Origin of the sequence: Streptomyces sp. NPDC048288, assembly GCF_043201555.1 — a bacterium.
GTDB lineage: Bacteria > Actinomycetota > Actinomycetes > Streptomycetales > Streptomycetaceae > Streptomyces.
Genome location: NZ_JBICZD010000017.1, coordinates 186,703 through 194,375, shown reverse-complemented (window position 1 = coordinate 194,375; position 7,673 = coordinate 186,703). Strand labels below are relative to the sequence as shown.

Genomic DNA, 7,673 nt, shown 5'->3' with positions numbered 1-7,673 from the left:
GCGTTGACTTTTGGCACGCTGTTGAGTTCTCAAGGAACGGTCGCTTCCTTTGTACTCACCCTCTCGGGCTTTCCTCCGGGCTTCCCTTCGGTGTTTCCAACCTTACCAGATCCGTTTTCCGTTCCGTTTCCGGTCGGAATTCATTTCCGGTGGCCGTTGGAGGGCCTTTGCCTTTTCGGTTGCCTTCCGGCTCCCTTTCGGCGAGTCCGACTTTATCAGAAGTTCTTGGCCGTTCTGACCGGCCGCTCATTTCTGAGTAAATCGGGAGTGGCTTCGATGTTCGGAGAGAAGTCTCCGTTATGAAGCAGATCGATTCTAACGATCAGCCCTGAACCTGTCCAGTTCTAGGCAACTGTTTGAATCTACCTCCCCACCGGACCCGTGTCAACGGGTCTTCCGGGGCGAAGAGGAGACTAGCAGCTCACGAGAGGGCTCCGCACATCAGGCAGCTGTTGGGACGAACGCACTGCGCTCGGTCTCCTCCAGGTCGCCCGTCTCGCCGGCGCGCGCGGCTCGACCGCCGAGGACGAAGACGTACGCCAGGAAGGCCAGCTCCGCTGCCACCCCGATGCCTATGCGAGCCCAGGTGGGCAGGCCGGACGGGGTGACGAAGCCTTCGATGGCACCGGAGACGAACAGGACCAGGGCCAGGCCGATCGCCATGCCCACGGCGGCGCGCCCCTCCTCCGCCAGGGCCGCACGACGGCTGCGCGGGCCCGGGTCTATCAGGGTCCAGCCGAGACGGAGTCCGGTGCCGGCGGCCACGTAGACCGCGGTGAGTTCGAGCAGCCCGTGCGGGAGGACCAGGCCGAGGAAGGTGTCGAGACGGCCGGCCGAGGACATCAGGCCGAAGCCGACGCCCAGGTTGAGCATGTTCTCGAAGAGGATCCAGAGGACCGGGAGGCCGAGGAAGACGCCCAGGACCAGGCACATCGCTGCGGCCCTGGCGTTGTTCGTCCATACCTGGGCCGCGAAGGAAGCCGCGGGGTGGCTCGAGTAGTAGGTCTCGTACTCGCCGCCGGGCCGGGTCAGCTCGCGGAGCTGGCTGGGGGCCGCGATGGTCGCCTGCACGTCCGGATGCGTGCCTATCCACCAGCCCAGGAGGATCGCGATGGCGGTCGAGAGGAGCGCGGTGGGGACCCACCAGTGACGGGAGCGGTAGACGGCGGCCGGGAATCCCTGCCCGAGGAAGCGGGCGACATCGCGCCAGGAGGCGCGACGGGTACCGGTCACCGCACTGCGCGCGCGTGCCACGAGCTGGCTGAGGCGTCCGACGAGCTGGGGATCGGGAGCGCTGGACTGGATGAGCGAGAGATGGGTGGCGGTGCGCTGGTAGAGGGCGACGAGTTCGTCGGCTTCGGTTCCGTTGAGGCGCCGCTGCCGACGCAGGAGCGCGTCGAGGCGATCCCACTCGGCTCGGTGTGCGGAGACGAAGACGTCGAGGTCCATCGGGTCTGCCTGCTCCTCGGCTGGTCGTCGACTGCCTGTCTTAGATGTCAGCTTGTCGTACTGCGGCGCGATGCGCCCTCAGCTTGGCAGACTTGCTCCGTACAGGGCAGACCAGGGGAAGGCGGCGGGCGTGAGTGAGCTGGTGACGGGCGAGGCGGTGGCGCTCGAACTGCGTCCCGCGAAAGTGCCCAGCAGGGCGCTGGCGGTGCTGCTCGACCTGATCGTGGCCCTGATCGTGTACGTCGGGGTGACGATCGGCCTGGTGGCGGCCACTGCTTCGCTCGATGAGGCCGCGCAGATCGCGCTGTCGATCGCCACCTTCCTGTTGCTGCTGGTGGGCGCGCCGATCGCGGTGGAGACACTGAGCCACGGGCGCTCGCTCGGGAAGATGGCCTGCGGACTGCGCGTCGTACGCGACGACGGCGGGCCCATCCGCTTCCGGCACGCGCTGGTGCGTGGCGCCCTCGGTGTGGTCGAGATTCTGATGACGTTCGGGGTCGTCGCCTGTATCTCCTCGCTGGTCTCGGCGCGTGGGCGGCGGCTGGGCGACGTGTTCGCCGGGACGCTGGTCGTGCGGGAGCGGGTGCCCGTCGGGCAGGCCCGTTTCATTCCGCCGCCTCCGCCCTGGCTGGCCGGACGATTCGGTGAGCTGGACCTGTCGGCGGTTCCGGACGGGCTGTGGCTGGCCGTACGGCAGTACCTGACGCGGATGCAGCAGCTTGATCCGCAGGTCTCCTGGGCGATGGCGGAGCAGCTCGCGACCGATCTCGCCAACCGGACGGGGACGCCGGCTCCGCAGGGCATTCCGCCGGCCGCGTATCTGGCGGCGGTGGTGCAGGAGCGGCAGGCCCGTGAGGCCCGGCGGGCCTTCGCCGAGCATGCCGCCTCTTCTGCCCCCGGGGCACCCGCCACGTTCGCTCCGCCGGCGCCGGCTGCTCCCCATGGGTACGGCCCCCCGGTGCCTGGTGCTCCCTACGGATACGGACAGGGCTACGCTCCCCCGGTTCCGCACCAGGGCTACGCCCCTCCGGTGCCGCAGGCCCCTGCGCCTCCCGCCCCGTATCAGCCCGTGCCGCCAGTGCCGCCGATGCCGACTGCGATGTATCCGCCGCCGGTGGAGCAGGCTCCGGCCCCAGCACCCGTCCCTCCGTCGACGCCTGCGCCTGCGCCTGCGCCTGCGACCGAGCGGCCGTCCACCGGTTTCGTACCGCCGGCGTAAGCACGACCCGGCACATCCAACGCATTCACCACATCCGGTCCGTCCGGCCTCTCCGGCCCACCCCACCGGCCCCCCTGGTGTGCCGGGCGTGCCCGGCGCGTCCGACGTGGTCAGTCGTGGTCAGTCGCTGAAGACGGACGGTGGCGACTGCAGGTCCTCCAGCTCGATCCCGGGCGCTGCCAGGACCACGTCGCCGGCGAGGTGCACGGTGTGCTGTTCGCCGGTGTCCAGGGCTGTGACCTGGTATTCGTCCACGGTCAGGGGGCCATTGTCAGTGGCGTGTGTTTCTCTTTTCAGCAAGGCCCAGGACTGGTCCACGGTGCGTGGGGCGAGGACCGGGGCCGTGAAGGCCACGAGGCGTACGCGGGTCGCGGCGGCGGAAGGGGTGAGGCGCAGGAGGCGGGCGGTGGCGATCAGGAACGCGGGGGACGTGCCGGTGAAGGCGTGGGCGCGCACATTGCCTTCGGTGGCTTGAGTGCCGGTGGGGTCCGTGCGGACCCAGGTGACGCCGTCGAGGGCGGCGCCGCGCACCTGCCAGCTCCCGGCGTGGAGTTCGAGGCGGATGGGGCGGCCGAGTTCGTCGAGGGCGAGATCGACGGAACCGGTCTGGTCACCGGAGGGGGTGGTCACTTGGGAGACATATCGCCAGCCGGAGGGGCCGGGGGCGCACTGGAAGTGTTCTTCGCCGAGGGGGGTGTGATCGTGCGGATCGTGGAGCGAATAGCGGCCGCGGGGCATGGGGGTCCTGGGGCTTGACGGGGGAAGGGTCCGGCGCCCGGTCCGGTCGTACGGCCGGAGGGGTGGTCGGCGGACCAAAGGGACAGGCCCCCGGCACGGGGGTGCGGGGGCCTGTCCCGGCGGACCGGAGGGCCTGCCTCCGGGGAGCGCGGCCGGTGCACGGGCGCGTTCCCCGGAGGTCGGGGCTCGGACTCGGTATCGGGCTCAGTAGCGGTAGTGGTCCGACTTGTACGGACCCTCGACCTTCACGCCGATGTACGAGGCCTGCTCGGGGCGCAGCGTCGTGAGCTTCACGCCGAGCGAGTCCAGGTGCAGGCGGGCGACCTTCTCGTCGAGGTGCTTGGGCAGCGTGTAGACGCCGACCGGGTACTCGTCGGGCTTGGTGAACAGCTCGATCTGGGCCAGCGTCTGGTCCGCGAAGGAGTTGGACATCACGAACGACGGGTGTCCGGTGGCGTTGCCCAGGTTCAGCAGGCGGCCCTCGGAGAGGACGATGAGCACCTTGCCGTCGGGGAAGGTCCAGGTGTGGACCTGCGGCTTGACCTCGTCCTTGACGATGCCGGGGACCTTGGCGAGGCCGGCCATGTCGATCTCGTTGTCGAAGTGGCCGATGTTGCCGACGATGGCCTGGTGCTTCATCTTGGCCATGTCCGAGGCCATGATGATGTCCTTGTTGCCGGTCGTGGTGATGAAGATGTCGGCCTTGTCGATGACCTCGTCGAGGGTCGTGACCTGGTAGCCGTCCATCGCGGCCTGGAGCGCGCAGATCGGGTCGATCTCGGTGATGATCACGCGGGCGCCCTGTCCGCGCAGGGACTCCGCGCAGCCCTTGCCCACGTCGCCGTAGCCGCAGACGACCGCGGTCTTGCCGCCGATCAGGACGTCGGTGGCGCGGTTGATGCCGTCGATCAGGGAGTGGCGGCAGCCGTACTTGTTGTCGAACTTCGACTTGGTGACGGCGTCGTTGACGTTGATCGCCGGGAAGAGGAGGACGCCGTCGCGCTGCATCTCGTACAGGCGGTGGACGCCGGTCGTGGTCTCCTCGGTGACGCCGCGGATCTCGGAGGCCAGCTGGGTCCACTTCTGCGAGCCGTCCGTGATGGTGCGGTGCAGGAGATCGAGGATGACGCGGTGCTCGTCGGACTCGGCGGTGTCGACGGACGGGACCTTGCCGTCCTTCTCGTACTCGACGCCCTTGTGGACGAGGAGGGTGGCGTCACCGCCGTCGTCGAGGATCATGTTGGGGCCGCCGGTGGGGCTGTCCGGCCAGGTCAGCGCCTGCTCGGTGCACCACCAGTACTCCTCCAGGGTCTCGCCCTTCCAGGCGAAGACCGGGACGCCCTGCGGGTTGTCGGGCGTGCCGTTCGGGCCGACGGCGATGGCGGCGGCCGCGTGGTCCTGGGTGGAGAAGATGTTGCAGGAGGCCCAGCGGACCTGCGCGCCCAGGGCGACCAGGGTCTCGATCAGGACGGCGGTCTGCACGGTCATGTGCAGGGAGCCGGTGACGCGGGCGCCGGCCAGCGGCTGCGTGGCGGCGTACTCCTTGCGGATCGACATCAGGCCGGGCATCTCGTGCTCGGCGAGGGTGATCTCCTTGCGGCCGAACTCGGCCAGGGAGAGGTCGGCGACCTTGAAGTCCTGTCGGTTGTCGACAGTCGTCATTGCGAACTGCTCCTCGGGGTTGGGACGAGGGTGGGTACGGCTGGTCTGCGCGGCGGCGGACACAGGCGTCCCCGAGAAGGGGACACAGGCATGCCCGCGTGCGCGCAGCGCAGTCCGTCGGAGGCCCTCTCTCCCTCGGACGGTCCGTGTGGGACCGCCCGACCGCCATCAGCAGCGACGTCTGGCTCCGTCCCAAGCTACACCGGAGGAGCGGGCGGCCCCCAGTCCGCCTCCGAACAGTTCACGCCGTTCGGGGGGTGGGGGCCGGGGCTCAGTGGCCGGCCGGATGCGGGGTGGGGCCGCCCGGGGTGGCCTTCGGGTCGGGACCCTTGGCGGCCTCGGCCTCGCTGTAGATGTCGGGTTCGAGGTAGATCACGCGGGCGATGGGGACGGCCTCGCGGATGCGGGCCTCGGCGGCGTTGATGGCGTTCGCGACCTCGGCGGCCGTGTCGTCGTGCTGGACGGCGATCTTGGCGGCGATCAGGAGTTCCTCGGGACCGAGGTGGAGGGTGCGCATGTGGATGATGCCGGTGACCGTGTCGCCGTCGACGATCGCGGCCTCGATCTTCTTGACCTCCTCGATGCCGGCGGCCTCGCCAAGGAGGAGGGACTTGGTCTCGGCGGCGAGGACCAGGGCGATCAGGACGAGCAGGACGCCGATGCAGACCGTGCCGACGCCGTCCCAGACGCCGTCGCCGGTGAGCAGGGCGAGGCCGACGCCGAAGAGGGCGAGGACGAGACCGATGAGCGCGCCGAAGTCCTCGAGGAGGACGACGGGCAGCTCGGGGGCCTTGGCGCGGCGGATGAACTGGGACCAGGACAGCTTGCCCCGCAGTTCGTTGGACTCCTTGATGGCCGTGCGGAAGGAGAAGCCCTCGGCGATTATCGCGAAGACGAGGACGCCCACCGGCCAGTACCAGTGCTCCACGTCGTGCGGGTGGCTGATCTTCTCGTAGCCCTCGTAGATGGCGAACATGCCGCCGACCGAGAAGAGGACGATCGAGACGAGGAAGGCGTAGATGTACCGCTCGCGGCCGTAGCCGAAGGGGTGTTGCGGGGTCGCCTCGCGCTGGGCCTTCTTACCGCCGATGAGCAGCAGGAACTGGTTGCCGGAGTCGGCGAGCGAGTGGACGCCCTCGGCGAGCATCGACGAGGAGCCGCTGAACGCGAACGCCACGAACTTCGATACCGCGATCGCGAGGTTGGCGCCGAGTGCCGCCACGATCGCCTTGGTGCCGCCTGACGCGCTCATGTGTTCGCGTTGTCCCTTCTCGTTCTCGTCTTCGCCGGTTCTCGTCTTTGCCCGTGCTTTGCCGGCGGGCCATTCTTGCAGCCCTGTCCCGGGAGGGACGCGGGCCCCTCAGACGATCACCGTGGCACGGAAGACCGTGCCCGCGCCCGACACCTCGGCCTTCTCGCCCGCGGGAACGAACACCGACTGCCCGGGGTCGAGGTCGTACTCGCCCGTGCGGACCGTACCGGCCGTGCAGAGCAGGATCTGCGGGGTGGGCAGGGTCAGGTCGTGGGCGGTGGTGCCCTCGGGCAGGACGTACCGGGAGAGCCGGAACTCGTCGATCGGCGTCTCGTAGACCTCCTCGCCGTCCGGGGCCGCCTCGGGGCGCAGCACGCCCGGGTCGCCCGCCTCGAAGCGGACGACGCGCAGGAGTTCGGGGACGTCGACGTGCTTGGGGGTCAGGCCGCAGCGCAGGACGTTGTCGGAGTTGGCCATGATCTCGACGCCGAGGCCGTCGAGGTAGGCGTGGGGGATGCCGGCGCCGAGGAAGAGGGCTTCGCCGGGCTGTAGGCGGACGTGGTTGAGGAGCATGGCGGCGATCACGCCGGGGTCGCCCGGGTAGTGGTGGGCGAGGTCCGCGTAGGGCGCGTAGTCGCCGCCGAGGCGGGTGCAGGCGGTCGTGGCCTCGGCGACCGTGTGGGCCATCTCCTCGCGGTCGGCGGTGAGGATCGCGGTGAGGACCTCGCGCAGGGCCGCTTCCTCGGGGTGGGCGCGCAGCAGGTCGACGTACGGCTTGAGGGAGTCGACGCCGAGGCCGTCGAGGAGTTCGGCCGCCTGCTCCGGGGCGCGGAAGCCGCACAGTCCGTCGAACTCGGTGAGCGCGCAGATCAGTTCGGGCTTGTGGTTGGCGTCTTTGTAGTTGCGGTGCGGGGCGTCCACCGGGATGCCGCGCCGCTCCTCGTCCTCGTAACCCTCCCTGGCCTGCTCCAGGTCGGGGTGGACCTGGAGGGAGAGCGGGGCGCCGGCGGCGAGGATCTTGAGCAGGAAGGGCAGGCGCGGGCCGAACTTGGCCACGGCCGCCTCGCCCAGCTCGGCCTTCGGGTTCGCGTCGATGATGTCGACAAGCGTGCCGCGCTCGGTGCGCGAGGGGGCGCCCGGGTGCGCGCCCATCCACATCTCCGCCTGCGGCTCGCCGCTCGGCTCGACCCCGAGCAGCTTCGGGATGGCGGTCGGGGAACCCCAGGCGTAGGGGCGGATGGTGTTGTCGAGGCGGTCCATGACTTCTCTCTGCGCTCGGCCGGTTCTGTCTGCGTAAGGCGCGGTACGGCGGCGAGTCACGTCGTGCGGCGTCGCGCGGCAATCGTGTTCACC

6 protein-coding genes are annotated in these 7,673 nt (G+C 69.7%); 1 reads left to right on the top strand and 5 read right to left on the bottom strand.

Annotated elements, in window-relative coordinates; all coding sequences use genetic code 11:
• Positions 1–441: 441 nt before the first annotated feature.
• The gene (locus tag ACGFZS_RS43880; RefSeq protein WP_393799830.1) at positions 442–1,449 is read right to left on the bottom strand and encodes a stage II sporulation protein M; all 1,008 of its coding nucleotides are present in this window, start codon (positions 1,447–1,449) and stop codon (positions 442–444) included.
• A 130-nt stretch (positions 1,450–1,579) separates the two neighbouring features.
• Between ACGFZS_RS43880 and ACGFZS_RS43875 the strand changes: the two genes are divergently transcribed.
• Positions 1,580–2,668, top strand: coding sequence for an RDD family protein (locus ACGFZS_RS43875; protein ID WP_393799829.1), 1,089 nt, complete (start codon positions 1,580–1,582; stop codon positions 2,666–2,668).
• Between the two features lie 120 nt (positions 2,669–2,788).
• On the opposite strand, the gene ACGFZS_RS43870 is transcribed toward ACGFZS_RS43875, so the two are convergent.
• The 4 genes from ACGFZS_RS43870 to manA form a co-directional block, all read right to left on the bottom strand.
• Entirely contained in the window at positions 2,789–3,406 is a 618-nt protein-coding gene (locus ACGFZS_RS43870; protein ID WP_393799828.1) for a hypothetical protein, read from the bottom strand.
• A gap of 204 nt (positions 3,407–3,610) precedes the next feature.
• Positions 3,611–5,068: an adenosylhomocysteinase gene (gene ahcY / locus ACGFZS_RS43865; protein WP_393799827.1), complete on the bottom strand. Its 1,458-nt coding sequence runs from the start codon at positions 5,066–5,068 to the stop codon at positions 3,611–3,613.
• A 271-nt stretch (positions 5,069–5,339) separates the two neighbouring features.
• Positions 5,340–6,320 carry a cation diffusion facilitator family transporter gene (locus ACGFZS_RS43860; protein WP_393799826.1) on the bottom strand — a complete coding sequence of 327 codons (981 nt, stop codon included), beginning with the start codon at positions 6,318–6,320 and terminating at the stop codon, positions 5,340–5,342.
• Between the two features lie 108 nt (positions 6,321–6,428).
• Positions 6,429–7,580: a mannose-6-phosphate isomerase, class I gene (gene manA / locus ACGFZS_RS43855; RefSeq protein WP_393799825.1), complete on the bottom strand. Its 1,152-nt coding sequence runs from the start codon at positions 7,578–7,580 to the stop codon at positions 6,429–6,431.
• Positions 7,581–7,673: the final 93 nt, after the last annotated feature.